Raw genomic sequence first — 25,981 nt, 5'->3', positions numbered from 1 at the left:
CCCGCATTCCCCCACTGTCTTGCTTAACACAACGCGCACCCCGCGACGTTGTCAGGCGCAGGAACGTACCATGCACACGCACACCACATACACTACAGCCAAAAGCAAGTTTGCCGTCCGCATGTTGGCCGGGTTGCTGGTGACTACTGCGATTTTGTCGCCTGCGCTGGTGCACGCGCAATCTGTGTGGACCGGCGCTGAGGGCGATGATTACAACGATGGTCGCAACTGGGTAGGCGGTGTGCCGCCGTTGCCTACGGAGGAGGTGACGATCAACGAAACCACCTCCGGCCGTCAGCCGGTGCTCTCCGGTGCATCCACGGCTGTAACTGTGCAGACGATGTCAGTGGGCCGGGTCAACAGAGGCAGCCTGACCGTGCAAGGCGGCGCGGCGATAACCATCGCTGGTGATATCACAATCGGCGGCGTTTCCAGCAATGCCGGCAGTCAGATCCGAGCGGCGCGTTTCGGAAATGGTACGCTTACCATCACCGGCGCGAGTTCACGGGTGAATACAAGCAGCCTCACCATGGGCCGAGGCACTCAGGACAGTGCGTCAGCCGGGGCTGAGGGTGGCGCGGTCGGCTTAATCGAAGTTTTGGATGGGGGCACTTTGCGCGTATCAAATGGCCTGTTGCTTGGGGCATCCATCAACGGAGCCAACGCTGCCTTCAACGGACGCGGCGTGCTGCGGGTCAGCGGCGCGGGTTCGACACTTGAATACGGTGCTTCCAACAGTGCCGAAGTCCGCAACGCCGGATCGCTGCTTGAAATACTCGATGGCGCACAGGTCGTCGCCATCGGTGCGGCCAATTTGAGCATCACCCGCGATGGCGGCCTTCGTATCTCTGGCACAGGGTCCGACGCCGATTTCGGCAATTCGCTCAGTACCTCGACGCGCACTGCCGGTCTCAGCAATGCAGGGATTCTGGTGGAGAACAATGCGATTCTCAGAGTCAACGACCTTTCCACTTCTGTGAACCCCAACTCTTCAGCCTTTGGCTCCGTTGGCAGCGTGCTAGTCCGCAGCGGTGGCCAAGTCGTTGCCAATGTTATCAATATCAGGTCAGGCTCGCTCATCACAGTCGACGGTGGAACGCTGAGTGCGACTGGCAGCATCAACGTTGGCAGCTCGTCTGGGATCAGCAACAACCAGCTTTTCCTGCGCAACGGCGCTTCTGTGAATGCGCGCAGCCTCTTCACTGGCGTGGTCGGCAGCGAGATTTTCTTCGGTAACAGCGAAGCCGATGGCCCTAGCGCAATGGGCAGCTATGATGTTGGTTCGCTGACCGTTTCTACCGGCACCCGGGTGGTGTTCAATCATAATGGCAATCCGCTCACCATCAATTCAAGCATTCTGGGCGGAGGCCGCTTTTCGCATCTGGCCGGAACTACCATCATCACAGGCTCCGGCGGCAATTTCACCGGTGAAACCATACTGTCCGGCGGCACGCTGCTCGTAAACGGTTCCTTTGGCAGCAGCACCCATGTGATGACCGTGTCGGGCGGATCGACGCTAGGCGGATCCGGCCGGATCCTTGGTAACGTCACGATCGGCAACGCTACGCTGGCAGTTGGCAACAGTCCGGGCAATCTGACCTTCACCGGCAATCTGGGGCTGAGCGTAGACAGTATCCTTGCCTTTGAACTCGGGGAGCCATCGGGGGTGGCAGGCGTTGCCAGCGATTTAATCACAGTCAGCGGCAACCTAACGCTCGACGGCACGCTGAATGTCGCCAACGCGGGCGGCTTTGGCGCAGGGCTTTACCGCCTGATCAACTACGGCGGAACGCTAACTGACAACGGCCTGCTTATCGGCATAGCGCCTGAGGGGTTCAGCCCCGCCGACCTGTCCGTACAGACGTCTGCTTTAGCTCAGGTCAACCTGCTGGTTGACGCGCCGGTGAACAGCTTCAACTTCTGGGATGGCAGCAACACCGTAGCCAATGACGTGATAGATGGCGGCGTCGGCACCTGGACCGCAACCGGCAGCAACTGGACGATCATGGATGGATCGCGCAACGGGACGTACGATCCAGCGACGCTGCTAATTTTCGCTGGCGCTGGCGCTGCGGTCACGGTCGATAGCACAGCCGGCGTAGTGTTCCTTGGCACCGGCGTACAGTTTGCAGCGAACGGATATCGTGTGACCGGCGGTGCATTGCAGTTTGATGCGGCATCGACCGCCTTCCGGATTGGCGACGGCACTGCGGCTGGCGCAGAAATCACCACAACGATTGACAGCGTGCTTAGCGGCACTGGCAGTCTCGACAAGACCGATCTCGGCACGCTGGTGCTGACGGCGGCTAACACTTACAGCGGAGGAACGACCGTCACTGACGGGGTGCTGCGCGGCACGACTGTGAGCGTTTCGGGGCCGGTCGCTGTGGGATCGGCAGGAACGTTGCAGTTCGACCAAGCCACCGATGGCACCTATGCGGGCGTTCTGACCGGCAACGGAACTGTGCGCAAGACAGGAGCCGGCGCCTTGTCCATCACTGGCACGTCCGACACCTTTGTAGGAACTACGCGCCTAGAGGCTGGAACGCTGGCCACCAGTGGTACGCTGGGCGGCAACATGGTGGTGCAATCAACTGCCATGCTGGTTGGTAACGGCCGCGTCGGCGCGCTCGACGTCAGCGGACGGGTTTCGCCCACCGGGGTGGGGACCCTGAACGTCACCGGCGATGTCATCTTCCGCTCTGGGTCGACCTTTGCCGTTGATTTGCAGGCGGCAGGCGGCGCAGACCGGATCGCCGCTGGCGGCCGGGCTACGCTGGACGGCGGCACTGTTGCGGTGACGACGCTTGATCCGCAGACCAGCTATACCGACGGATCGGTGTTCCGTATCCTTGATGCCATCGGCGGGCGCACCGGCACTTTTGCGGGGCTGACGGAGCAATCCGAGTTCCTGGATTTTGTACTGGGTTATGATGCGACCGGTGCATCCATAACCGTCCAGCAGGTTCTAGCCTTCCCCGATGTTGCAGCGACCTACAACCAGCGGCAGGCCGCAGACGCGCTAATGAACCTGGTGCGTCCAGCGGGATCGGATGCGCTGGCGGTATATAACTCATTACTCATGCTTGACGGAGATTCGGCCCGCGCTGCGTTTAATGCAAGTTCGGGCGAAATTTACGCCAGCCTGCTCTCTGCGAACCAACGCCAAGGCATGGCGCTGGCCGCCCAATTCATCCAGCGCGGTCAGGCCGGGCTTGAAGAAGGGCTGGGAATCTGGGGCGGCGTGACCGGGCGCAACAGCCATGTGGGCGGCGATGGCAACGGCGCGCGGTTCAGCTCCGACGCTTTCGGCGGCGAGATCGGGGTCGATTATCGCGGCCAAGGCAATAGCTGGGCCGCGGGGATCGGCGGCGGCTGGTTATCAGGCGATGTGCGGGTCAAGGCGCGCGGATCCGATGCCAGCACCGATGAATGGCATGTGGGCGGCTATGTTCGGTATGGCACCGGGGCTGCAGGGGTCACGGCCACCGCTTCGCTGGTCCATACCAGCGCCCGCGCGGATGTGACGCGCACCATCTCGTTTGGACCAATTGCCAGAACCCCGCAGGCCGAATCCAAGTTTAACACCACCGCCCTCACCGTCAATCTGCGCTATGGCTTTGGTGAAGGCGACTGGACGTTCGGTCCCACCATTGGCACTGAGACCAGCAAGACCCAGCTGGGGGCATTTCGCGAAACTGGCGCAAACGTGCTTGATTTGTTTTCTAGCCGGAACAGCGATGCCTGGACGCGCCTAGGCGCAGGCGGCTTCGTCCGAATGGTCAGCCCGACAGGATATTTCGACATGTCAGCCCAGTATGTCACCGGCGGCCGCAACGATGTTGATGTCGATCTGGGTATGGCGGGATCAGCCAGCGCCTTCAATGTCCGTGCACCTATCGGTGCACGGACGGGCGTCGCGCTGCAAGCCAGCGGCAGCTACGATCTTGGCGGCAACTGGTCACTCGCCGGACAGGTGGGCGCCACAGGCGGCAACGGCGATGCCACTGTAAATGGCAACCTTCGCCTGTCTCTGGAATTTTAGCCAGACTCCACAGCGCCCCTGCCTCGCTATCGGAACGGCGGGCAGGGGCAACAGTGCTCTCAGCCTAGTTCCAATTCGCTTCCGCCCACTGCATATTCGTGCGTCTTCAAACGACCTCTTCGCACGGATGAGAGACCAACCTGACATTATTAGCCAATTTCGCAGGATTCATCACTGCCATGAGGATCGTGGACTGCCTGTAATATCATTGAAAGAAGAAGCCGTCCTCCGCACTAGGGTGCACCGTTTGAGAGTATACCGGATCGAGCTGCGCTGTCACCCAGTCCTAACGCCAACATCGGCTTAAGTAAGTACCTGAGATTGGTCGAACGACCGATTGCGGGGCGCAAAGCTGACAACGGCATCCGCCGACACAGTGGTCGTTCAAATGTCTAGGGCACATGCTTGTTAGCTGCCATTTTTTCATTATCGATGCCGGCCTCTGATGCCAGCAAAAGCCGGCAAATAGTCAGATCTCGGTGCGCTCGGACAGGGTCAGAGCATCTTCGACGTCCACGCCCAGATACCTGACGGTGTTCTCGATGTTGGTATGACCCAAGAGGATCTGCACGGCTCGCAGGTTTCCGGTAGCCTTGTAAATCAGCGAGGGCTTGGTCCGCCGCATGGAGTGCGTCCCGTACTCCCGCTTGTCCAAGCCCACGGTTGCCACCCATTCGTCGACCAGACGGGCATATTGCCGGGTGCTCAAGTGTCCAAGATAGTCGACCCGGCTTGGAAATACGAAGTCGCGGATTGTTCCGCCGCGCCGATCGAGCCATGCCGTCAGGCTATTGCGCGCTTCAGCCATGATCTCGAATTGCACCGGGCGGCCGGTCTTTTTCTGGATTATGGTCGCGCGATCACGAAAGGAGCCAGCGCTCATCAGGTCGCCGATCCTCAGCTTGACCAGATCGCAGCCGCGCAACTTGCTGTCGATGCCAAGGTCGAATAGCGCACGGTCGCGCAGGCGCTTGTGCTCGTCGAGATAGAAGCGGATCGCCCAGATATCGCGCAGCTTCAACGGGCGCTTCTGTCCCACATTCTGTCCGGCATTCCAGGGTCGCCGCTCGTGCACGGCAGGGTCGAGGTCTGAATGTCCCATGATGGATCTCCGATGGCCGGGATTGGCCGATCGCAGTATATCGGAGCCAGCCACTGCAAGCTGTCGTCTTCTCCGACAAAACCGCCGTTTAACAGCTAACATCTCCCTCCCAAAACTAGCAGTAAGGTTATGCAGACGCATTGGATAACAAATGTCAGGTATCAAGGAGCGTAAGTGGCCCATCCAACTGCGGAATTGTCGTGGTTAGGTCTCGCTCGGTTTTGGCCGGATATTTTGCCGGAATGCCGCATTAGTAGGCAGCGCGGGGACCTCGGAGCGACTTTGCATCTACATCATTCTGGTAAAACGTTCGCAGATCGTTCCCGTCGGCGCTCCATCTGCAAACCATAGTTGACAAACTGCGCCGTGCGAACTACAGGATACACATGATCGAAGTTCGCCAGACAGCTCGTTTTACAGTCTGGCTTGCAGGACTTCGTGATGCCCGCGCAAGATCCCGTATTATCAAACGGATCGAGCGTGCAGCAATGGGTAATCTTGGCGACGTTGCGCCAGTAGGTGACGGCGTTTCTGAAATGCGGATATTTTACGGCCCCGGCTATCGTGTTTATTTTGTACAGCTGGGAGATAAACTGATAATTTTACTTTGCGGCGGCGACAAGTCGTCACAGAGCAAAGATATTGCAGCCGCGAAGGCGATTGCTGCTGACCTTGATACCGTTTGATGCAGTTGATGGCGAAGATTGATGCCAAGGAGGGCACGATGTCCAAAATCGAAACTACCCGCTTTGATGCCGCTGACTATCTCGGTAGCGCAGAGGATGCAGCCGCATACCTCGACGCTTACCTCGAAGACGGTTCGCTTGCCGAACTACGCGCAGCGCTTGATACTGTCGCCCGCTCGCGCGGTATGAGCGATCTTGCGCAAAAGACTGGGCTCACACGTGCTGGGCTTTACAAATCGCTAGGCAAGCGCGGCAATCCGTCGCTCGAAACGATTCAAACCATCCTTCATGCAATGGGGATGAGACTGGCGATTGAGCCTGTGGAATCCGAGGAAAAGCGTGAATACGCCTGAGTGATCCAAAATCTGCGAACTTCTCCTCGCGTTCGATAAATTAACTATCGAAAAGCCTCTAATTGATCTTACTCAGGAGGTACGGCGGATGCCCCGTCCGCCGTCCCTTTTGCTTAAATGGGCTTTTTCTGTCGCAAGAGCCTTGGGCATAACTTGCAGCGTAGCACAGCGAACCTCGGGCTAGTCTTGATGGTTCAATTAGGCCGCTAAATTGCAAGCGTAGAAGCGCGATCTTCGATGGCCTTTTTATACTTTCTTGTTGTTTGATGACGGCTTCCGCCGACATAGCTGCCGTTTAAGAGATGAGATCGCGACACCGAAACCCGCCGTACGTTCAGGTTTCCCTGAGCGCGCACAACCGGCAGCTTTCGGCACTGCGAAAATCAGTGTTAAATGGCGAGAATGTCGTGCGAAGCGGGCTTCAGTCCGATTGATTCCTAAACGCACCGAGAATGCCAACTATAGCGGCAAGTCCAATCGCCCATGGAAAGATTTGGCTCGCCACGATTGGCTGCTCTGAAACTGCAAATCCGAGGGCGGTTAGGATGAACCCGATCGGTAGGCCTACAATCGAAAAAACAAAAAATCGTGTTGGTGAGAAGCTCATTAAATTTTCCATAGTATGTGTTTTGGTAAGCCTTAGCGCGAACATTTTCCTCGGAGGATTCATTGGCAGAACCTAGGGTCGAAAGCGGACGGTATAATCGCTTTGCGTTACCTCGGACCTGACCTCTCGCGATAGGCGACCACCAGTCGAAATGTTGCCCAGAGAGGTGCTGTGATCGCAGCGGAGACCATCGCCGTTGTAAAGTCGGGCTGATACAGCAGCAATGTGCCAAGCGATCCACCAAACAAGTTTGGAACGACGAACATTAGAACCCCCGCTAACACAAACATGGCGACGAGTGGAAGCCACAGACTGAAGAGGCCCAAGACACCCGACTTTGCCGCTAATTTCTTGCGCGCGAACCAGGCCCAGACGATGCTTGTCATGAAGAAGAGCGGGAGCAACATGACCAACAGATATGTAAATTTCGGCCAAAGCCGTGAACCTTCACCTGAATACTCAAGGTCAAGAGCCTTTGCAGTAACGCCATTGCGCAGTTGCAAGTTTTCGCCGAAACCAATTCCACCATTGGCGTTGACCAGAACGACCACACCCTTTCGTTCGGAAGGCAAAATCGTGGCTAGAGTCTCAGTCCCGGGCATGAGACCTCCATGGAACGCAGTTCCAGCCTCAGTATTGATGAACCAGCCCAGCCCATAGAATGGCGATGCGTTACTAGCCGGGCGCACCATCTCGGCCTTACTTGCAGCGCTGATGATGTCGTCTTCGCCATTCACCATCATTGCGAGGTAAGCCGCCATGTCGTTTGCGCTGGATATGATGCCGCCAGCCGGTGCGTTCGCACGCTCGGTTATGTCTGCGTTATACTGTTGGTGACCGCCAAACCATGGCCGATGTCCGGTAGCTACTCTGCCTGCTGACCCGCCGCCAAAAACGGAGCTGTGGCCCATTTGAAGTGGCGCTAGGATCTTGGATTCCACATAGGTTGCATAATCCTCCCCGCTCATCTCTTCGATCAGAGCACCCAGCACTTGGTAATTCGCATTTGAATACTCCCACACGGTCCCCGGGGTATGGACTGTGTCCCATTGCGCGATGCTCACAACATGCTCGCCGAGCTCACCTGTCCTTGCTGTTCGATCACTATGCAGGGCGTTTCCCTGCACGGTTGAATAACCGCTTGTGTGGCTCAGCAGTTGGCGCACCGTTACTGTCCCGGACGCTCGCCCGGTAAAGGGATCAAGATAGCTATCGATCCTCGCGTCGAGGTCAATCTGCCCCTGCTCGGCAAGCTGCATGATCGCAAGGGCCGTAAAGCTCTTTGTTATCGACCCGATTAGAAAGGGAGTGTCAGGCGTAACCGCTTCATCGGCTCCTGCAAGGACCACGCCTCGCACATTCGAGCGTATTTCGCCCTGATCGACGATTGCATACGCAAAGCCCGGCGCTCCTGAAGCGGGCCATTCGACGTCGACAAACTTTTCAACTGCCAGGTTTGGCGCGCTTGCCTGCAAGCTGCCCGCCAATATCAACGCCAGAATAATAAACAAGGACCGCATTTTTACCCCCCAACACAATTAGGGTAGCACCGTATTGGGAGGTTTCAAAATTGCGCAAAAGATGGATAGCACAGCCGGAAACTAAGGTTTGGCTGATACATTTAATGTCACTTCTAACATGTCCGCTTCGGGGTCGCGTCCGGAACGGCAGATTCTGTCCAAAATTGAAGATAGGCTGCCGTCAGATCGGGCCGCTGGCAATGCGACTGGTTCCGCCGACATAGCTGTTGTTCCCTGCTTCGGATTAGCGCGCTGAAAGCTGCCCAACGTTCAGGCGCTGCCAGCGACGGCAGCTGGGCCGATTGCCGACTGTCCGGATTCGAAGTGATTGCCCAGCTAGCAGACATTCGGCCTCCGGCTGAGGTCGCCCGTCGCTCGCTCCCCAATTGTCATGCTCCGTCGTAACCAACGGATAAGGACTATTTCCGATTGACGTTGTCTTTCTTCGAATTGTCGGGGTTGTCGCGCACATATTCACGATTGTTGATCTTGACCACGTGAGCACCTGGATGCTCGCCACGTTTGACCTCCGCCACTGCGTTCCGCCGTGGCACGTTCTTGCGATTCCCAATGTCATAATGCTCATTGCGGCCGCCTGGCCCGTCATTTTTACCTTTGATTTTCGTCATGCGCGTCACCTCTTTCAAAATTCCGATATTGAGTCAGTAGCTCAGCCCATTCGTCAAGATGGTGTCGGGCCATTTGATTTCTTTCAAGGGAATGTGGATCCCCCCCCAAAAAAAATCAGAACCGTACCGTCTCATGGCGAATGATCTCGATCGATGAGTTGAAGCAATAAATGCACAAGTTGGCCAAGCTCTTAACCTGCGACTCATAATCCTTAGCCGGAGCGACAAATGAGAAATCGCTCGTTAGTAATGCAGCACAAGATCATGCCTTTACGAATAGCAAAATTGAGGACTGGATGATGCAAGCGTACAAGAGGTTCGATAATACATGACGTACTCACCAGAAATAGATTTTGGCCGAATCCGTCCTCATGGTGGAAGTCGAAACGACGGATTTGAAGAACTATGCGCCCAACTCGCAGGACTTGAAGAGCGCGAAGAATCCGACATCTTCGTGCGCACGGGTAAGGGGGCGGATGCCGGCGTTGAGTGCTTCCGGATCCGAAACGATGAGACTGAGCGAGGGTGGCAAGCGAAGTATGTTTTCGAATGGGACGATTCTCTTACCAGCCAGCTCAACAAGTCGATCGAAGCAGCTTTAAAAAAGCACCCCAAACTGACCGAATACGTAGTTTGCCTTCCGTTCAACCTTCCTGACGCTCGGCAAAAGAACCGCAAGAGCCAAAGAGAAAAGTGGATCACATGGAAAGCCAAGTGGGAAGGAAATGCGAAGAAAGATGGGCGGTCACTGGAAATCGAACTGTGGGATGCGACTGCCCTTACAACACGCCTGAATGTTGACCGGCCTGAGCTTTCGGGTCGCCGCTACTATTGGTTCAACGAAACCGAGCTCACCCCTGAGTGGTTCAAGGGTGTGTTCGATAGGGCGAGGGCCGATCTCGGATCGAGATATACACCTGAAACCAACATTGAACTTCCAATCCGTGCAGCCTTCTCAGGGTGTGCCCGCGAACCTCGGCTGAACAAAGTCTTACAGAGGTGGGCGGTCGATATTGCTGACGACGTTTCAGGTGTGCAGTTTTCCCTCAGCGGGCTTTCTGAGGAGGAGAAGGTTGAGGATGAGGTCTTAACTTTCCAAACAAGGCTGGAAAGACTAATCGAAAGCCTTTCGAGCGGTCCCTTCGAGCTTGCAGAGAAGTTCCCCATCGAGGATGGCAAGGCCAGAGCAGCCGAGGCCCGCACTGCTACGCTAGATCTTCTTTATTGGGTCTATCAGAAGCGCGATAATGCCGAAGAAGGCGAAAGAGCCAAACCGGATCTCGACTATGCGCGGATCAAGCTTGGCTCACTCGCCGATGGCATCGCCCGAATTGCAGACGCTTTGGAAGGAGACGAATGGAGGCTCGCCAATGCTGATGCCGTTCTCTTGTCGGGCGATGCTGGGACCGGTAAATCGCACCTGCTTGCCGACGTAGTAGAGCACCAAGTCCACAACGCTCTCCCAGCGATCCTGGTACTCGGAAGCTACATGGTGGATGGCGATCCATGGCAGCAAATCCTTAGGGTGCTGGACTTGCCAGCGCATGTAAGGGCAACTGATCTTTTGGGTGCTCTGGACGCTGCCGCAGAGGCCCATGGAAGCAGAGTCCTCGTTTGCGTCGATGCCATCAATGAGCGGAATGGAACTTCTGTCTGGCCTCAAAGGCTTGGCTCTTTCCTGAAGCTCGCGGAATCTTTTCCGCGCGTAGTGCCGGTCCTTTCCTGCAGAACGACATACCTCGCGCGTATCGTGCCACAGCACGTCGCCGAAAACCAATTATCTCAAATTGAGCATCTAGGATTTGCCGACCAGGGGGGGAAAGCTGCCAAGCTCTATCTCGTCAAACGTGGAATCGTGCGTCCGGGAGCACCCAATCTGGTGCCAGAAATGCACGTCCCGTTGTTTCTGAAATCCGTCTGTGACGCCCTGGACCGGCGTGGCGAATCCGAAATTCCGCGAGGGCTTCGCGGAACAAGTGCGCTTTTTCAGTTCTACAATACCGCGATCATCGAGGCCGTTACAGAGAAGCTCGATCTGGACCCTCGCCTAGGCCAAGTGCAGGCCGCAATATCTTCTTTTGCGCAACTGCTTGCGGACCAAGGAGAGGGTTACGCCACATACGCAGAAGCCAGCGCACTCTTTGAACAGATTTTACCATCATATGGGTCTGTAGGGCGAGGTCTATTGCCGCAATTTGAAAGTGAAGGTCTTCTGACTGTGGAGGAGTTTCATGATGGCGAACAAGGTTCTCGAACAGACGTCCGCTTCACATTCGAACGATATTCCGATCACATCATTGCGCGAGAGATCCTCAAAACGCATTTGGATCAGTCGGACATAGAAAAATCCTTCGATGAGGGTTCGGCTCTTGGCGACATCCTATTTGGTGACGAACGCCACAGGAAGGCAGGTATTGTAGAAGCAATCGCGATCCAAATGCCTGAGATTTGCGGGCGTGAAATTTTGGATGTGGGTCGCGAAATCAACTGGGTCGTCTTAAGGGCATTCGAAGCCAGCCTGCTGTGGCGAGATCAATCGCATTTCACTGCTCAAACAATGAAATTTGCCCGCCATCATCTAGATAGCGATGAGCTTTACGCCCTTTTAGTTTCTATCGCGACCGAGCCGAAAAACCCATTCAACGCGCGGCATCTCCACGAACAGCTAGCCCCACTTTCCCTCCCTGACAGAGACCAAGACTGGTCAGCATGGCTGATGCATCAGAGCGAACAAGGTGAGCCTGTCATGGTGCTGATCGATTGGGCACTGCGAAACGGTCAAGAGTATATCGGCGAGGAAAGAGCGGAGTTAGCGAGCATCTGTCTAACCTGGCTGCTCACCACATCAAACCGAGAGGTGCGTGACAAAGCAACCAAAGCGTTGACTGCATTGCTTTCAAATCGTCTGCAACTCGCTCAAAAATTGCTATCTTTGTTCGCCAATGTGAATGACCTTTATGTGCAGGAACGTCTGCTCGCAGGTATCTACGGAGCCGTTCTACAAGGGCGAAACCAAACCGAGGTCACATCACTTGCTAAATCGGTCTACCAATTGATTTTTGCGTTAGGCAGCCCCCCTCTGAATGAACTTCTGCGCGACCATGCTCGGTGTATTCTGAGATACGCAGACCACCTGGGCCTCTTGCCTTCCGAAATAGTCCCTTCTGACTTTGCCCCTCCGCACTCGAGCCCTTGGCCAATTGAGCACGTTTCGGACGAATTGATTGAGGGCTACAAACAGGACTATGACGGAGCGTATCTTAGGGACGACATAGTTTCGTCTTGCGTTTCGGATGGCGATTTCGCCCGCTATGAGATCGACTCATTTGTTGCCCATTTTGGTGTTGCAACGCCCGGAGCCTCGGAAACTTTGTCTCCTAGCGAGCTTGCCCACGAGTGGATCGAAGAGTTCATCCTTTCGGCTGAGGAACCACAAATCGATGCGTTTAACATGGTATGGGAAGCTGCTGAAAAGCTTGAAGGCAAACCAGGTTACGGTGATTCTCCTGAACATCGGGAACTGAAGGAAGCCAATGCAGCGTTCCGCGACACACTAACTGATGAAGAGTGGGGCGAATATCGGACTCGTGCAAAGCGCCATGTCGAACATGGCCTGTTCTCAAAAGACCGCTGGCACGGTCGCCACGCCGCTCGATTCAACAATGGATGGGCGAGACGATGGGTTTGTAAGAGAGCGCATGACCTTGGATGGACATCAGAAAGGTTCGCTCAACTAGAGCCAAGGTCAGGCTATGACCGGCACGACCATCAGATCGAGCGAATTGGCAAGAAATATCAGTGGTTGGCTTTTCACGAGCTTGCAGCTCGAATGGCCGACAATCTGCAATTCTTTGGTTCGAGTTATGGAGACGAGCCGACCCCATACACAGGTGTCATCGATCTTCGATTGCGAGACATGGACCCCTCACTGCTCGCCACAGAAACATACTATGACAGCTGGAAGGAGTGGCCAAAGAATTGGTGGGTTCCCGTTGAGCCAAAGTTGCACGCAGCGGCCCCGGTCGAAAGGGTTGAATGGCTACGAAGCAAACGAGATATCCTCAATAGCGTATCTTTGGTCGCCTTAGAGAACCCACGAACAGGTCAGCAATGGTTTCCCTTAGAGCTTCACGCAGGTTGGCGACAATCAGGCTTTGAAGACGGCCACCGAGGTATGCTCCGAGAAACATGGTTTCGCACAAATTGCTACCTAGTCAGCCAAAGCGATGAAGAAGCTTTGCTGGAAACCCTAAAGGGCCGAATGCTTATCGGGCAGCACGATCTCCCGAATTTTGAGTTCGATACCGAATTCCACTTGGGCGAGTATTGCTGGCATCCCGCAGTGCGAGCGAGGGACGAATGGTCCGAAATAGATAGCTGGCATAAACTGCCGGTCCCAATTCGTCCGATCGCTTTCGACCTGCTTCGAGAGCGATCCAGACACGACTATTCCATCGATAAGACCATCAATTTGATGATGCCGACCCCTTACCTCGTCGAGAAAATGGGACTGCAACTAAGGGGCGGACATGTGCCAGATTTTGTTGACCCTGACGGGAACACCGTCATTTTTGACCCATCGGTAACGCAGCCAGGCCATGAAGCGTCATTGGTCGAGAAAACCGCATTCTGCGACATGCTAGACCGGGAAAGCCTGACTGCAGTTTGGGTGATTGCCGGAGAAAAGGCGGTCTATGGAACTGCGCATTCTTCTTCCGGCTATGGGGGGCGTCTTGACCACACCGGAATTTATCGCCTCGATGATCGCGCGATTGTGCAACATCATCTTCAGGTTGATCCCAAGCCACCGGCGAAGGAGCAGCTATTGCAGCTCTTGAAGATTGAAGACTTACCGCCAGGTCTTGAAGACTGGGTTACACAGAATCAGGACTGAGCATCGCTCAACCCTGCTATCAAATACTTTCAGAGGAAAGTATTGAACTACAAGGGGATTTAAAATATAAATATTTGTAATTCAATATTATTGGTTTTCAGCCTTCGGCGAACAGGCGCATTCATATTTTTCGATGATTGAGACGGACGTATCCTACCCGAACGCGAGGATTGGATGGATGGGAAGTGGCATTAGCGCTACGGCAAACACTTCCAACAAATCCTCGTGATTGATCCCACAGCGCGGCCTAAAATGGTGATTGTTATTAAGTCGGACCAATTTTCATTTGGGGGAATACTGCTTATCTATGGTGGATTAGCGATAACTGACAGGAACGCTCTGCATGGAACTGAATGAGCTCCCGCCGAAAGACGGTGTGCAGCGCGCATACTGCGACGATTGTAGCGGAGCACTCGATCTTGTTTTTGCGCATTTTCACGAGACCGTGTCGGGCATTGAAATCGACATGAACGGCGTGCCGATGCTTGAATGCCCGAAATGCGGTTTTCGAACTCTCCCGGACCAGACGCGGTTCTCGATCATGCGTGCGCACGAGATCGCTACCAAGGAGGGCGTACCGATTTTCAAAAGCAATCGTCGGAAAATCACGGAAAGCTTCGACTACACCGATGTGCCGTTCCACTATGATCCTGATGATTACTACTATTATCCGGGCCTTGTTCGGCCCTGGAACGACGGCTTCCTAACGCCGGTGTTTTTCAATCGAACCGTGTTGGCGAAGTATGATGCTGATCCGCGTTATGTCATCCGCTTCGCTTCACCAACATATGGCGACATCCTTGCGGAAGGCTTCACGATTCCGTTTGGAATCAATCGTCATGGTCACCTGATCATGTGGCTTGGTGACATCGCCAAGCTGCCGAAGTCCGAACAATATTATCTGATGAGCGAGAACCGGCCTTCGGACCATTCGCTGGGCAGCGAATTCTACGATGGACAGATCGAGTGTATCTTCACCGATCCTACTAATGAGGATCAGCTATTCGCCGCGCGCTCAGATTTCCTCGCAGCCGCCTTTACCCGTTGGGGCGCCAAACTAGCTCACCTCGAAGATGAGGTTCTCAATCTTGCGGGTACGCTCAGCAGACCGGTGCACGAATCCGCAGCGCAACGACATGCGGTTTCGGACCTCCTCAACAAGGTCCACCTTGAATCTCTCGACAGTACCAAGCTTGGTCAGCTCTTGGCGCAATCCGGCATCGAAGTCGCGGGGACGGGGACTCTGAAACGCCTCCAAGCGTTGCTCGAGTCTGTCGATGACGACGGGCAGGTTCATGACCTGATGTCACCCTTTTACGTACTCTATGACTTTCGCGTCGCTTACTCTCACCTAGGTTCACTGGAGGGCGTGGACGCACGAATGAAATCGGTCACTGACCGGTTGAATCTCGATGGGAGCGCGGAACTATTTGACATTTATGATCGGTTGGTTGCCGAAATGACGGCATCGTACAACGCGCTCACTGCGCTAGTGCAACCAACCAACGAGGTCGAATCCACATCCGCCGTTTAGGCCGCGGGGCATTTCGAAAACGCCATGCTATTTGCTCGCATCGGCGTTCAGGTGGCATTTCTTATACTTCTCACCACTCCCGCAATGGCAGGGATCGTTGCGACCAAGCTTCACACCGTTCCGTTTTAGCGATCGTTGATCCTTCGCCTTCCCTAGCTGCCTAGCGGCACTCTGCAACTCTGGATCGAAGGCCCATGGGAAAGCGACCTTCTTCCCAAATCGGATTGTCCCATCAGTCGGCGACAGGCTGATGCCGTACCAGCTGTCTACCTTCTGCTTGTACTTCCTGAGAGCCATGTGAGCTTCCAAGCGCGGCTCAGCCTCTAAACGACGCATGAAGTTGGAATGAATCGTTATGCCAGTATCGGCGAAGCCAATCGAAAAATCGGACGAACTGTTCTGCCGCGCTAGATCGAGTACCCGATCGATACCGTCGGCAAGCTCCTTGAGCGCAGATCCACTCAATTGATAGATCAGCAAAACGAGGTCGATCATCGGGCCGAATGGTTCACCCTCCAACGCAGCGATCAATGTTTCCAAGTGGCGGCCGCTGCAAACTGTGAGAATCCCTTCCGGCGTGCGCTTCCCCGGCAATCCCAGACGGCGGGCACCCATGGCGATTTCAAGATCAGCTGCGAAATCGTCTTCGAGCGCGACCATGTCGTACTCATCGTCCAGCCACAGATTGTACTTCAGATGGTAGGAGAGAAGCGTGATCTCATGATGGATGTGCACTTTCACACCGTATGTCGCGCGAAGCTCCAGGTAGCTGAGGAAGCGCAGCGGCCGGTCAAGCATCTCCGCCATCGCGTCCAATGTGAAGATGTCGATCACGAGCGGAGACTTCACGTCCACAACGTTCCGCTGAACGAGGAATTGGTCAGCTTGGAAGGCTAGAGCCGGGTAATGATCGGCAACGACGCAGATGAGAAAAATCTGCGTCAGCTTGGCGGGTATGCGGACGGTAGCACCATCCGAGGTCAAAAAGCGGAGGTTCGGATTCCTGAGCGCTTCCGCGCAGTCCATTGCCTGATCATACGAATCCTGAATCGCGGCTTTGAAATCGCCCTTGATCTGAAGGTCGTTTCCGCGTCTGGCTTCAAGTGTTAGCCGTTTCGACTTAGCCTGAAGAACGATGGCTCGGTCGCCGAAGAGAACGAGCACGTCGATCTCGCCGACCCGATCGCCCTTTCCTCGCTCAATATTCACACCATGAAATACACGGCTCTCACCGAATACCTTGCACAGCCGTTTAAGCGCGAAGGTCTCGGTGAAATCACCGCGATGTTTGAACGCCGTCGGCGCATAAGACTTGTCGGCACCCAGCCAGTAGAATGGCGCCTCGTAAAGCGCTTCGGCGAGCGCGTTCCAGTGAAAAAGTACGAAACGGTCATCACCGCGCGCCAAAATCGGCATCGCATTGACGGCGTTGAATTCGGTCAATGCTCGGAAGGTCGGATTCCCATGACTGTTAGGCAGCGCGAACGCATGGATGCACGCGAGCACACGGTCATGCGGCAATCCAATGCTGGCGACGATTTCATCAGCGTCGAACGTGAAGCTGTCGAGAAAGCGCGGGTCGCCAATCTGATGCAACCCTGCGTGGATCGCAAAGGTCAATTTGTCCGTTTGAATTCTGCCGATCGCCCTCGCCACGGCGATCATTTCGTCGATCGAGGCACCCTTCGCTGTTATGATCCAGCTGTCATCGGCGGAATATTTCTGGCTCGCGAAATCGCAGTTCTGGAAGGAAAACGCACCTTCTCCGCCATAGAAGATTGGCTCGCGCATCGCATCGCCTTGCGTCCACGGGTTGGGCATGTCGCCGCTCAGCATCGCCTCACGCATGGATTCGACCCGAGGCTGGTTCATGCTGTCATGCAGTTCTGAGAGGAGCTCTTCTGCGCGCTTCGCTAATTTGCCGGGGTCGGCGGGAGTGGGCGCGGAGAGATCCGGATCGGATCGCATCATGAGCCCGATCATCGTGAACATTTCCGTGCGAATAAGCCGCGAGCGCGAATACAGGTGCGCCATATCTTCCGCGCGCATCTCATCTCTGTACCAAGTGAAATTGTCGCGAGCGCAGAGAGCTGCAATCACATGGGCGAAGCCTGGCGCGGCAACGAGCCTCCCCAGCTCATCAAAGACTAACTGCTCCGGCCGTGAATCGCGCCTTTGCGAGGTCGCTTGAGCCGGCGTAATGTCAGCGTCCGCGCTCAATCATCATCCCCGTTCGCATCGACCGTCATATACCCGGGAGGATAACCTCGGGCAAACTGCGTGAAGCTCTCATCACCCTCACTGTGGACGTCGAGGATCGTCTCGGGACCGAGCGCGCATTGAGAATAGAGGTCAAAACTTCCACCATCCGGTCGACAGCCGAGCGTGCGCGCATAAGTCGCGACAACGGCCTCGGCGGCTCGATAGCTATGGCGTGAATGCGCCAGCGGCATCGCTATCTCCAACACGCGCGGAAGGCCGATAGTTGTCAGTATGAGCTTTAGCTCGGAATCCTGTTGCCAAAAATGGGCCGCTTCACCGCCCCAACTTGCCAGCAGCGGTTTGACTCCGCTGGAAGTCGTCAGGACCGGGTTCGACACCATCCAGAACTTGCCCGCACGTGCCGAAAGCTGATCACCCTGGAAAGGGCTGTCCGCAAACAACCGATCCGCGACCTCTTCCGTTATATGTCCGGCCGCTACCTGCCGGGCGAAGCGCGCTCTGGTCGTCTCAAGGGTCGAAAGGTGCACGCCGTTTTGCCTCACAAGCTGTACCTCGTCATCTGTCATTCGAGTATAGTGCCATGCGCGGATCGTGCGCGACGCCATGATGCCCATCAGGCGCTCCTTCAACGCAAGGTAGTCACCGGCAAGAGGGTTTTCGGGATACGCCATCAACCTTGTGGAAGCTTCGCGTTCGCGGGATTGCCGGCGAAAAGTTTCGAGGTAATCCCGGATAAGGTCGGCATTGGCGGCGAAATCAGCGAGTAAGGCCGGATCAAAGGATTTGACGTTCCAAGTATCGATAGGCTCGTTCACCATTTATCGTCTCTTTCCCGATACATTCGATTAGGGCTGGACCGTCGTATTGGCTCCGAGGTTTGATCGAATTAGCCTGCCGTCGCCTGCAACTGCGATTAAAGCTGTTCGCCAGGGTCAAAACTGCCCGCCCAGCTCAATTTCTATCTTACGAACGCATTAGTCAAACTCCGTCAATGCAGCCGGAACGTGGAGTCCGGTTCCGTCCGCTTCTAGGAAACTGACGGGCCATTTCGAAAGACTGGAGTTAGGGCGCGAAGCAGACACGAGAGGTAGGGATATTGAATGTCCGCTATCCCAATCTGCGTTCCTAAAAGGAGCCGTTCCGGAGTGTCATGAGCTAATCCTTTGACTGCAGGTCTGCTTGGCCGATTTGCCGTCACGGAGCTCGTGCTTCTCTTCGAGGTCGGCGTGTGGCCGCCTCATGATGGGGTAAGAAGGATAGGGTGGTTCAATCTTTCAGGCGCCCTTGCTGCAAAAACAGCAGGATCTGCTGCCGTAACGAACTCACTCTACCCGTCGTCCCCGTGAGGACATCTTTCTGCCGGGGCAGATCTGGTAACAACGGCTTGTGTGCTAAGCCTCCTTTGCGGCGCTGTTGCTGAAGCGGAAGTCGGTGCCATCGATCCACATGCGGTGAAGAATGACGGCGATGCGCCTGGCAAGCGCGACGGTTGCACGGCGCATGCCGCGCCGCTGTGCTACCCGCAGCGCCCATGCCTTGAGCCACGACCATTTGCGGGAATGGGTGAGCATCGATTGCGCCGCTTCGTAAAGCATGGTGCGCAGCATAACGTCTCCGCATTTGGAGATACCGGCATCATAATCGATCTCACCTGACTGGTGCCGCCTCGGCGTCAGACCGGCATGCGCACCAACATCTCTCGAATGCGCAAACCGATGCGGCTGATCAACGGAAGCCCGGTAGGTGAGCGCAACGATGGGGCCGACACCGGGGACGGTCATAAACCGTCGGCATATAGGATCCTCACGAACTGCATCGAGGAGCATCTTGTGCAGCACCGCCAGTTGCTGTCGCATCACCTGCCGGACTGCCAGCAGAGGACCCACAATCGCCGCCAGTGTGGGAAGACTGTCGACCAGTTCGCGGATCCGCGCTTCATAGTTCCGAGTGCTGACGACACCAACCTTCAGCCCGAAGTTGCGCAGCGTTCCGCGCATGTCACACTCGATATCGAGCAATTTCCGCTGGATCAGTTTGCGGCTCGTCAGCAGCATTCGTTGTTCCTGGGCTGCCAGCGTCTTTACATGCACCGGCTTGAACAATCGCACACGCATCATCTGCGCAATCCCGCGGGCGTCATTGCGGTCGCTTTTGTTGATCTGCTGGGCCTTGAGCAGCGCTTTCATGTGCCGTGTCTCAACACACACGACAGGCAGGCCCGCTCCAGTCAGCCCGTTCACCAGCCACTGCGACAACGGCCCCGCCTCAATCCCGACCCGGACATAATCGCCGCCGATCGAAGTCAACAGCACAGCTATGTCATCAGGCTCGGTGGGAACCTTGTGTTCGCAGATCACCTCACCAGCTTCATCGACAACGCACACCGCTGTCTTTTGTGGTGGCCGTCGTGGGGGCGGGGTCATTTCGTCGCTTTACTCTTTGGCGCTCAACGTCGGCTGCTAGGTTGGAAACAGGCTGGCCGCTTCAAAGCCAGCCGCAGGTGCCGGTAATGAGCTAAAGTGGGTGGGTTGCCGTCCTCCTTGAAAACTTAAATCCCGCACGCACGCAGAACCAATTCAAACTTTGTTCGGCTTTTTTGCCGAAAACATGCGTTTTAGATACTGCGCGCGCTCTCTGCGTTCTTCGAGCGGCCGCATCCGCCTCGTAAGTATGGGAGGGTCGAGCAGCAACGTTGCGGCTGTCAGCAGGTGCATCATTTGGGGCCGACCGATCTGCCAAAAGCGGCGGTTGCATTGGAGACGCGCCCATGCTGAGCCTTCAAGGTTACGAAGGGGAGCCAGGGGAAGTAGCTGCTCGAGCGTTCGTAATTGCGTCTTTAAAGCACGCCGAGAGCGTCCAGTGAAAAAGAATGCGTCTAAAGTCGCCGAGTCTAGCGAGCCTGCACCGGCGACGAATTCTCGTAAATCAACCAGGTGCCGCAAGTCGATTAGTCCACGCCAATAATCTCGTTCTTGCAATTGGTCGTGTGCGATAAGGATGGCCGCATGGAGGCTGGCGGACGGCATCAGGATCGCCGCTCCGGCTAGCTCGGTTCTAATGCAGAATGGCTCCAGCACATCGTATGTCGGCCAGTTTTCAAACGATCTCAGGCAGTAGTGAATATCGACCTCGCCAACATCACTGTCCCGCTCAAAGCTAAGCCCTGCGCCGCGCGCGGCGCTCGGAGCCTGCGCCCGGTAGCCAATTGATTGAAGTATCCCCCAGCTAATTTCCGCGGCGTCTGCGGGAATCACGAGGTCTAGATCAGTGCTCAACCTGTTTACGCTAACGGGCTGACACGTTGCGAGAAAGGCGGCACCTTTAATTAGGATCGGCGTGACCCCTCCGTTCGAGAGCGCCTGCACCGCCTCAACCAACTGGCGCTTCATCAAGACATTGCGTTCTGTCGTACGCGCGGCGATGTGGGTGAGAAACACGTGAACACCCGTCGGGACGCCCGGTTTGCCTTGCAAGGCCGCGGCAAGCGCGGGAGTGACTAATGTCCGGTTGGCGAGAGCCAGCACTGGTGTCCAGTCCACCAATTGCGGAACGGTACCCGCCAGGGCTGTACAAAGATATCTCAGGTCTCTGCGGTCATCCTCCAAAATTCAGACCCAGAAGTTGCCCGGCTTCGGCGGCGTCGGAATAACTCAAAGTCAGGGTCTTCGCATCCGAAATTGCGCTGACCATTGCGTTGATGTCCTCGACGGATGCATTGCCCGAGTTCTTTTTGGCCTCGCTACAAACGTGGCGAAGGCAATCAGTCTTGGACCAGTGCGAGATGGTTGCCCGCTCCTGAGCCCCGCGATCGATACGGATCAAGGCGCGGATCTTCATCGGTGTTTGCGAGACAGGCCCGCGAAGCGGCAGATACATAACGGTTACGCCATCCTGTCGCTGGACTGGCGCGGTATTGCTGTGTCGCCAACTGGTTGCAGTAAGCAGTGACCAGCTTCCCTCTTTCAAAGTGAGCGGAAGCGCCAGAGGCATGATCTTCCCAGAAAGCGGATCGAACAGCGCGATATCGTCTCCGGCAAGGGTCATACCGCACTCGTTGGCAAACATTGCAAGCGTCGACTTCCCGGAGCCGGGAGCGCCCAACAGCAGAATTGCCCCATCACCGACTGTCATGCACGCGCAATGCATTGCGATGCGGTCCGTGTGCTGCAGGATCATCTCGACGAGTGAATATCGCAGCGCAGCCGCGATCTGGTCACGCAGAATGATACGCGCAGGTTGGTTGGCAAATTTAACGATCCCGACACCTTTATAGGACCATACATGCGCCGACAGCTCGCCGTTTCCGGCTTCTGGTAGATAATTCAAGGCATCAAACCACTCTAGGCTTCGGCCATGGCCAAAAACACTTGCCACTTCATAGCCTAGTGGAAGGCCAGCTTGCCGATCCGCTGGTTCAAGCAAACCCCCAGCGTCGGGTATCACGTCGATAAGCCCGGCGGTTGACCAGTCCACGAGCAAGCGATCCAGTTCGGCAGTTCCGCCTCCAAGAAGAGGGGGTAAGCAATTATAGAGCGATGCCAAGGCAACCGGCTTGATCAGATCGCCAAGTATGGCAGCCGCTGCTCCGTTGGGCTCGTAAACTGCCTGGCTGGCTTCTGCAAAGATCGCCGGCCTTTCGTCAAGAATGAACGAGGACAATCGTTCGCTCAGTCCGACTGCAAGAGGCGGCGCAATGAGGACTTCAGCTTGATGATCATCAGAACTTGTCCGGAGCACCTGCTTGGCCTCGATTGTCCGGGTGCTCGATCGGGACATATCGGGCATGATGCCGGTTATGACCTCGACGGGCGGGCCGAAATTGATGGCTAGACCTCACCTTATGGAGCGTTCTGGGATTGAACTGCAAAGATCGCGCCTACTGCTTCACCTCTCGCCGATCGCGGGCACGACCTTCACCGCGACCGTCGCCACGGACGCCACCGTCACCGCGACCGTCGCCACGGACGCCACCGTCACCGTCACCGCGACCTTCGCTACGGACGCCACCTTCACCGCGACCTTCGTTACGACCGCCGCCATCGCCCCCGCCGCCTCCGCCGTTATCGTGGCCGCCATCGCCTCCATCTGAGCCACCAGTGCCGCCCCCACCTCCAGTCTCGCCGCCTCCGGTATTGCCATCGCCGCCGCCGTTGCCGCCCCCATCGCCCCCTCCGGACCGGGCGATTGCGGGGGAGGACAGAGACGTCGATAAAAGTATGGTCATAGCAGGCGGAACTGTAATCGAGTATTTCCCGCAACCAGCGAGAAAGGCCCTGCGATCAGTCTGCATCGTGCCCTTAGTTTTAAGAATCGGATCATCCATGGCCGTTACCCCCTGCTAGATTCAGGGAGGAAACTCCAAAGATGAGATGATCACAATTCAAATCGCAATCATCTCGGTCATCTAATACTAAATAGTTTTGGCTACCGAGACTTGTACCTCGCCGGGCTCTCGATATCTGCGTTGCATAAGATAACGATGTCCCGTGGGCTTCATCGGGGGCCGTAAAGCTAACGGGCTCCTACGCGGTTCAGTTCGTCCGCGTTTCATTCCGCGCTCCTAAAAGGAGAGACAGCCCAGACTCTCGCAAACCTTGGTCATTGCGCCCATCGACAATGTGCTATCGGCGGGCTTTGAGCGTCGACGAGCGAAACGCGGGGCCCGTTTCAACGGGCGCTACCGCGTTGTTTTCTGAAGGACAGTTTCACCGGGTTTCCGAGCCAATAGTGGACGGTCGGGTATCGGCCCATGCATTGCCAATCGAAACCGTATTTCATGGAATGAATGAACGGCGGGTTTCGGAAGGAAGATTGCGCCAGCGCCACGTCTGCTTTGTCAGCGCTTGGCGCCGAAAGTCACATCGGTTCGTTGAGTCGTGATGAACAAAACCGTTGAGGATCTCCAACGCGCTATGGAAGCGGCGGCGCGCGCTCTCGATTTCGAAGAAGCACGACGAATTCGTGACCGCATCAATCTTATCCGAGGCGGCGCAAATGCTGCAGAGGCCGCGCAGGCCGACACGTCGGGTTTGGATCGACAGCGGTCGGGCGCCATGGGGCTCGGCACAAGCCGGCAGCGGCCGGTTCCTCCGCCTGAATGGAAGCCGCCACCAAAGCCTGATCTAATGACGTCCCGTCGGAAACGTAAGTGAGGATCGAAGTCGCAAACGCCGCAGTGCTGAACCTACTTACCGAACGGGAGCCGGGAGCAACGATATGCCCTAGCGAAGTCGCACGCAGGATCGCTTCGGACGATGACGCAAATTGGCGTAAAGTGATGCCGCTTGTTCTTGCTGCGGTGGATCATTTGTTGGATCGCGAATCTATTAAACTCAGCTGGAAAGGTAAGGCGCTGTCAGCGCGTACCGGACCCTATCGGATCGGCCGCGCGAACGACAGCGGATAGAATAAACGAGAATGGCTGAATGACCAAGCTTCCGGCGCGTTACAGACCGGTGGCGCTTTCGCGACACCCAGCACGTCACACTGCTCACTTACAAGTGGAACGCCGAGCACACCGCTGGCGACATATAGTCCACCTTCTGCAATTTCGAGACGTCTTGTAAGGCAATGAGAATTATCTGCTTTTTCCGCCTTTAGCTCTTGCAAAGCGCATCCGGCGATGCCACGCACTGTCTTTCTTAGGGGGCGGAAATCATATGGCTCGTGTTACTTCGCGGAGGCTGGTCGCCTCCCTTCTGGTGCTTTGTGTGATGCCCGGCTGTGGCGGCGGCGGTGGTAGCGAAGCTCCTGCTCAGATTAACAAAGCCCCATCCTTCACCTCGCAATCTACCGCTTCAGTGGCCGAGAACTCTAGCGTGCCGTTCTATACCGCTGCAGTCACAGATGCCGACGGAGATTCGGTCACGATTTCGATGACCGGCGGAAGCGATTCTGCCGCATTCTCGTTTGTCGGAGGTGTGCTCGGCTTCGTTAAGGCGCCCAACTACGATCAGCCCACCGATGCGAATCTCGATAACATCTACGAAGTCACACTGACCGCCACTGACGGTAAGGGAGGATCGACCAGCCTGACCTTGCCGGTGCGGGTCACCAACGACCAGGAGGGAGTCAATTTAACCCGAGTGACTAGCGGCCTTGGGACCGATGCGGTCATGGCCGCGCGTACACGAGGGGCTGACGGGCTGATTGTAGTCTCCCAGGATGGCACGGTTCGCGAATTTTTTGGCGGGAGCGGCTCCGGAAATTTGATGGGCAACGTCTTCAAGTCTGGGGAGAGCGGGCGTGTGCTCGCGGTTGCTCACTTCAATGGATATGGCGTGGCCATGCTCGACATCACGGGAACCGGCGTCATCGTGCGGACCATTGTACTCCAAGATTCCCCTTTGCAGTATGCCATTACCGACGTCCTCGCTGCACCCTCAACCCAGGCAGCGCGCGGCACCCTCTTCATCGGCGGCGACGGCTTTATGTTTGGCGCGGTGGGCGACCCTTCGGGCGGTCTGGCGCAGGACACTTCATCGGGTTACGGCAAGCTCTACCGGATCCAGGTCGATCCCTACTGCGGTGCCTCGACGCTTTCCTATTGTCTATATTCAGAACGGTTTGGAGACGGGATTCACTCACCGGCCGGGGGGGGTGGCTATGCCTCGCGTAGTTTTGTGCTCGACAGCGGTACGGACCAGCAAGAGGAAGTCGATTATTTCTTCCAAGATTCGCGTCCGCTCGATTTCGGCTGGCCCTATCGCGAAGGTACCTTTGCACGGGTCGCCAACCCGCCGGCGCCTGTAATCGGTCCGTCCATCACATACACATATGGTGATGGGTTCTTTCAAGGCCAGGGAATGACCGGAGGGCTCCACTATACCGGCGCGATCGCCAGTCTTGATGACAAGATCCTGGTCACGGACCGAAGCGGCAAGATTTTCGCTTTCCGAGCCGGGTTCCTTAGTGACGGCATATTGCATGCGCCGACCGAGATGGAGAACCGAACCGCCGATTTCGTCCCCGCTGACGGAGCGATCGAACGCCCTGCCGCGATCGTACGCGATACTGCCGGTCGTCTCTTTGTGCTCGACGGCGACGGCGAGCTTTATTTGGCGGGCTAAGCTGGAGTTCGTGCTCCCGCACGCGGATTTGGAGCGCTAGGGCTCGAGTCAGACAGCTGTCTGTCTTAGGGCCGGAAATTGCCGACCGGCATTGAACCGACCGCCGGTAGCATCTCCGCTTGCCACCATCTTCTTGCCGCTGAGCGTGTCCCGGACACCCCTAATTGCCGCCGCCCGTTGCCCGATGCTTTTGCATGAACTTACGGCGGGTTTCGGGAGGACGATTTGTGTAGGTAAACGTCCGCTATGTCGGCGGAAGCGGTCAGATTGCATTCTGTTCTCCTGATAGACAGCTCATCGCCGCGTTTGCCAGGAATCG

General features: G+C 56.2%; 17 protein-coding genes. 9 read left to right on the top strand and 8 right to left on the bottom strand.

What is annotated here, in order from left to right:
• Positions 1 to 70 precede the first annotated feature (70 nt).
• The gene (locus GRI65_RS10975; RefSeq protein WP_160756634.1) at positions 71 to 4,045 is read left to right on the top strand and encodes an autotransporter domain-containing protein; all 3,975 of its coding nucleotides are present in this window, start codon (positions 71 to 73) and stop codon (positions 4,043 to 4,045) included.
• 469 nt (positions 4,046 to 4,514) lie between these two features.
• On the opposite strand, the gene GRI65_RS10970 is transcribed toward GRI65_RS10975, so the two are convergent.
• A complete protein-coding gene (locus GRI65_RS10970) occupies positions 4,515 to 5,147 on the bottom strand; it encodes a tyrosine-type recombinase/integrase (protein ID WP_160756633.1) in 633 nt (210 codons plus the stop codon).
• Between the two features lie 386 nt (positions 5,148 to 5,533).
• On the opposite strand from GRI65_RS10970, the gene GRI65_RS10965 reads away from it, so the two are divergent.
• Positions 5,534 to 5,833, top strand: coding sequence for a type II toxin-antitoxin system RelE/ParE family toxin (locus GRI65_RS10965; RefSeq protein WP_160756632.1), 300 nt, complete (start codon positions 5,534 to 5,536; stop codon positions 5,831 to 5,833).
• 8 nt (positions 5,834 to 5,841) lie between these two features.
• Positions 5,842 to 6,186, top strand: a complete 345-nt coding sequence (locus GRI65_RS10960) for an addiction module antidote protein (RefSeq protein WP_232844107.1) — start codon at positions 5,842 to 5,844, stop codon at positions 6,184 to 6,186.
• A gap of 714 nt (positions 6,187 to 6,900) precedes the next feature.
• On the opposite strand, the gene GRI65_RS10955 is transcribed toward GRI65_RS10960, so the two are convergent.
• Positions 6,901 to 8,304, bottom strand: coding sequence for a serine hydrolase domain-containing protein (locus tag GRI65_RS10955; RefSeq protein WP_202391299.1), 1,404 nt, complete (start codon positions 8,302 to 8,304; stop codon positions 6,901 to 6,903).
• A gap of 428 nt (positions 8,305 to 8,732) precedes the next feature.
• Positions 8,733 to 8,942 (bottom strand): DUF3892 domain-containing protein, encoded by a 210-nt coding sequence (locus GRI65_RS10950; protein WP_160756630.1) that lies wholly within the window; start codon positions 8,940 to 8,942, stop codon positions 8,733 to 8,735.
• A gap of 328 nt (positions 8,943 to 9,270) precedes the next feature.
• On the opposite strand from GRI65_RS10950, the gene GRI65_RS10945 reads away from it, so the two are divergent.
• Together GRI65_RS10945 and GRI65_RS10940 are read left to right on the top strand one after the other, a co-directional pair.
• Positions 9,271 to 13,836 (top strand): NACHT domain-containing protein, encoded by a 4,566-nt coding sequence (locus GRI65_RS10945; protein ID WP_160756629.1) that lies wholly within the window; start codon positions 9,271 to 9,273, stop codon positions 13,834 to 13,836.
• Positions 13,837 to 14,179: 343 nt separating this feature from the next.
• Positions 14,180 to 15,370 (top strand): hypothetical protein, encoded by a 1,191-nt coding sequence (locus tag GRI65_RS10940; RefSeq protein WP_160756628.1) that lies wholly within the window; start codon positions 14,180 to 14,182, stop codon positions 15,368 to 15,370.
• Between the two features lie 27 nt (positions 15,371 to 15,397).
• On the opposite strand, the gene GRI65_RS10935 is transcribed toward GRI65_RS10940, so the two are convergent.
• The 5 genes from GRI65_RS10935 to GRI65_RS10915 form a co-directional block, all read right to left on the bottom strand.
• The gene (locus GRI65_RS10935; protein ID WP_160756627.1) at positions 15,398 to 17,590 is read right to left on the bottom strand and encodes an SEC-C metal-binding domain-containing protein; all 2,193 of its coding nucleotides are present in this window, start codon (positions 17,588 to 17,590) and stop codon (positions 15,398 to 15,400) included.
• Positions 17,587 to 18,411: a hypothetical protein gene (locus GRI65_RS10930; protein ID WP_160756626.1), complete on the bottom strand. Its 825-nt coding sequence runs from the start codon at positions 18,409 to 18,411 to the stop codon at positions 17,587 to 17,589. Before GRI65_RS10930 ends, GRI65_RS10935 begins: the two co-directional genes overlap by 4 nt.
• Before the next feature lie 573 nt (positions 18,412 to 18,984).
• On the bottom strand, positions 18,985 to 20,016 hold the full coding sequence (locus GRI65_RS10925) for an IS110 family RNA-guided transposase (protein WP_160756625.1): 1,032 nt from the start codon (positions 20,014 to 20,016) through the stop codon (positions 18,985 to 18,987).
• 153 nt (positions 20,017 to 20,169) lie between these two features.
• Positions 20,170 to 21,132: a nucleotidyltransferase family protein gene (locus GRI65_RS10920; protein ID WP_160756624.1), complete on the bottom strand. Its 963-nt coding sequence runs from the start codon at positions 21,130 to 21,132 to the stop codon at positions 20,170 to 20,172.
• Positions 21,133 to 21,187: 55 nt separating this feature from the next.
• Positions 21,188 to 22,378 carry a hypothetical protein gene (locus GRI65_RS10915; RefSeq protein ID WP_160756623.1) on the bottom strand — a complete coding sequence of 397 codons (1,191 nt, stop codon included), beginning with the start codon at positions 22,376 to 22,378 and terminating at the stop codon, positions 21,188 to 21,190.
• A 37-nt stretch (positions 22,379 to 22,415) separates the two neighbouring features.
• On the opposite strand from GRI65_RS10915, the gene GRI65_RS10910 reads away from it, so the two are divergent.
• The 4 genes from GRI65_RS10910 to GRI65_RS10895 all read left to right on the top strand — a co-directional run bounded on the left by GRI65_RS10910 (position 22,416) and on the right by GRI65_RS10895 (position 25,662).
• Positions 22,416 to 22,682 carry a hypothetical protein gene (locus GRI65_RS10910; RefSeq protein WP_160756622.1) on the top strand — a complete coding sequence of 89 codons (267 nt, stop codon included), beginning with the start codon at positions 22,416 to 22,418 and terminating at the stop codon, positions 22,680 to 22,682.
• A gap of 790 nt (positions 22,683 to 23,472) precedes the next feature.
• Positions 23,473 to 23,745 carry a UvrB/UvrC motif-containing protein gene (locus GRI65_RS10905; protein ID WP_160756621.1) on the top strand — a complete coding sequence of 91 codons (273 nt, stop codon included), beginning with the start codon at positions 23,473 to 23,475 and terminating at the stop codon, positions 23,743 to 23,745.
• Entirely contained in the window at positions 23,742 to 23,999 is a 258-nt protein-coding gene (locus GRI65_RS10900; RefSeq protein ID WP_332872641.1) for a DUF3253 domain-containing protein, read from the top strand. Before GRI65_RS10905 ends, GRI65_RS10900 begins: the two co-directional genes overlap by 4 nt.
• A gap of 253 nt (positions 24,000 to 24,252) precedes the next feature.
• The gene (locus tag GRI65_RS10895) at positions 24,253 to 25,662 is read left to right on the top strand and encodes a hypothetical protein (protein ID WP_160756620.1); all 1,410 of its coding nucleotides are present in this window, start codon (positions 24,253 to 24,255) and stop codon (positions 25,660 to 25,662) included.
• Positions 25,663 to 25,981 lie beyond the last annotated feature (319 nt).

It is taken from the genome of Allopontixanthobacter sediminis (assembly GCF_009828115.1).
Classification (GTDB): Bacteria; Pseudomonadota; Alphaproteobacteria; order Sphingomonadales; family Sphingomonadaceae; genus Allopontixanthobacter; species Allopontixanthobacter sediminis.
The sequence above is the reverse complement of the archived record's forward strand: the minus strand, read 5'-3'. Positions and strand labels throughout refer to the sequence as shown.

What these genes read in the sequence shown, in the direction of transcription:
- GRI65_RS10975 (WP_160756634.1), top strand. Translation starts at nt 71, where the DNA reads ATGCACACGCACACCACATACACTACAGCCAAAAGCAAGTTTGCCGTC.
- GRI65_RS10970 (WP_160756633.1), bottom strand. Translation starts at nt 5,147, where the DNA reads ATGGGACATTCAGACCTCGACCCTGCCGTGCACGAGCGGCGACCCTGG.
- GRI65_RS10965 (WP_160756632.1), top strand. Translation starts at nt 5,534, where the DNA reads ATGATCGAAGTTCGCCAGACAGCTCGTTTTACAGTCTGGCTTGCAGGA.
- GRI65_RS10960 (WP_232844107.1), top strand. Translation starts at nt 5,842, where the DNA reads ATGGCGAAGATTGATGCCAAGGAGGGCACGATGTCCAAAATCGAAACT.
- GRI65_RS10950 (WP_160756630.1), bottom strand. Translation starts at nt 8,942, where the DNA reads ATGACGAAAATCAAAGGTAAAAATGACGGGCCAGGCGGCCGCAATGAG.
- GRI65_RS10945 (WP_160756629.1), top strand. Translation starts at nt 9,271, where the DNA reads ATGACGTACTCACCAGAAATAGATTTTGGCCGAATCCGTCCTCATGGT.
- GRI65_RS10940 (WP_160756628.1), top strand. Translation starts at nt 14,180, where the DNA reads ATGGAACTGAATGAGCTCCCGCCGAAAGACGGTGTGCAGCGCGCATAC.
- GRI65_RS10930 (WP_160756626.1), bottom strand. Translation starts at nt 18,411, where the DNA reads ATGGTGAACGAGCCTATCGATACTTGGAACGTCAAATCCTTTGATCCG.
- GRI65_RS10925 (WP_160756625.1), bottom strand. Translation starts at nt 20,016, where the DNA reads ATGACCCCGCCCCCACGACGGCCACCACAAAAGACAGCGGTGTGCGTT.
- GRI65_RS10915 (WP_160756623.1), bottom strand. Translation starts at nt 22,378, where the DNA reads ATGCCCGATATGTCCCGATCGAGCACCCGGACAATCGAGGCCAAGCAG.
- GRI65_RS10910 (WP_160756622.1), top strand. Translation starts at nt 22,416, where the DNA reads ATGGCTAGACCTCACCTTATGGAGCGTTCTGGGATTGAACTGCAAAGA.
- GRI65_RS10905 (WP_160756621.1), top strand. Translation starts at nt 23,473, where the DNA reads ATGAACAAAACCGTTGAGGATCTCCAACGCGCTATGGAAGCGGCGGCG.
- GRI65_RS10895 (WP_160756620.1), top strand. Translation starts at nt 24,253, where the DNA reads ATGGCTCGTGTTACTTCGCGGAGGCTGGTCGCCTCCCTTCTGGTGCTT.